Source organism: Moorena producens 3L, assembly GCF_000211815.1.
GTDB classification, from domain to species: domain Bacteria; phylum Cyanobacteriota; class Cyanobacteriia; order Cyanobacteriales; family Coleofasciculaceae; genus Moorena; species Moorena producens.
Map to the genome: position 1 here is coordinate 1 of NZ_GL890880.1, position 1,513 is coordinate 1,513.

The following is a 1,513-nucleotide window of genomic DNA, read 5'->3' on the forward strand; positions in this document are numbered from 1 at the left end:
CCGGCAACCACGTTTCCTTGTACGGTTACTCCTGTCCCATGTAACCAGAAGCCATCTCCTTGCCAGGCGAAATCCTGCCGACCTTCTCTGATGTCTGCTAAAGCCTGGGTGACTTCTCCTTCAAAATAGGATTCCCTGGGCCTTGGAATGGAGGTCATAGGTTCTGCCGGATTGTAGGTTCGAATGGCAATGTTCTCAATGAAAGAACCTGTTTCATTGCCGGACTCAGTGCAGAATGCGCTTCCGACCACATCATAACTTACATTTCTTATGAAGTTTACACGGGATGAATGGCTGACGAAACCCCAACCTGGATCATTGTTGACTACACAACCCTCCACATGAGCAGGATCGGGGAGAAATGCCTTGGCCGGGAATACACTGGTGTCTACCGCACCTCTGTGAAAATGAAAAGAGTAACGCCCTCTTGGATTTCTGCCTCCATTTGGAACAGGGGAACCTGTATTTGGCCCTCGCTCCAGGTCTTCAAAGTCCCAGTCATCCAAAATGATCGATTTATCAGTCCTTCCTATCTGGTTGGCTTCCACGTATCTCAGGTCAACATCTTGATTGTGCATGAACATCATATGGCCTCTCGGCTTATGGAATTCACCGTTTAGAGAGGTGACACTGGGGTTTTCGGAAGTGATCACAATATTTCGGGTAAGGTTGGCCAGGTGCACATCGAGATCGGCTGCCTGTGAAGGAGCTTTATGTGCCCGGATCAAAGGATCTTTGATGGAAATGATATTCCCCGAAATACCGGTAATCTCCACAACCTCGTCACTGGTGAAACTATTGATGTCGGTTCCGGCAAGGGCCAGTTGATCACCTATACGCCAACCGGAAGGTGCTGAATTCAGGACAAGTTGAGTAGCGTCTTTCAAAGGTTGATTGGTTTTCTCGAAAGTTAGCCAATTGGTTTTCTCTGCGCCGTGCATCCTCACGGACCCCATAAAGACAGCTCCTGGAGCAAACCGATTGGGATCTTCTGAAAAACTTGTGCCTCCTCGTTCGGCAAAAACAAGTCTTGCAGTAACAGCCGGGTCAATTTTATGGCTGGCAGTTCCTATTTCAAATGAACCATCCTTTTCACTCACCAAATACTCTGTTCGCAATTCCGTGTTAACACTGGTGGCGTATTGAAGCTTCGCTCCGGACGCAATTCTGATGGACTTCATCTCTTGAGTGATGATCCCATCAACGGTTACTTCATGACTGATCAGTACTCTGGCATCATCTCCAGGGATACTGCCTCCCTGCCAGGTAGCCGGAGAACTCCAGGGGCCGCTTTGGACGGATTCTACAGTTGATACACCTGCAACCTGGATTGCATCTTGAGCAAATAAAGGAGCAAGGCACCAGGAACAACATAACAAAACGAAGACGCATGCCCTGATCAGCGAATTCTGTTGGATACCAGAGATGTGGAAAATTGAATGAGGTGATTGTTGATTCATGAACCTTGAATTTAGTCGATTAATTTCAACTTAATTACTTATAGAAAAAAAGT

At 47.2% G+C, this 1,513-nt stretch carries 1 protein-coding gene; it reads right to left on the reverse strand.

Annotated elements, in window-relative coordinates:
• The coding region (locus tag LYNGBM3L_RS12825; protein ID WP_193374699.1) for a G8 domain-containing protein at positions 1-1,460 on the reverse strand (1,460 nt) is incomplete at its 3' end.
• Between the last annotated feature and the right edge of the window lie 53 nt (positions 1,461-1,513).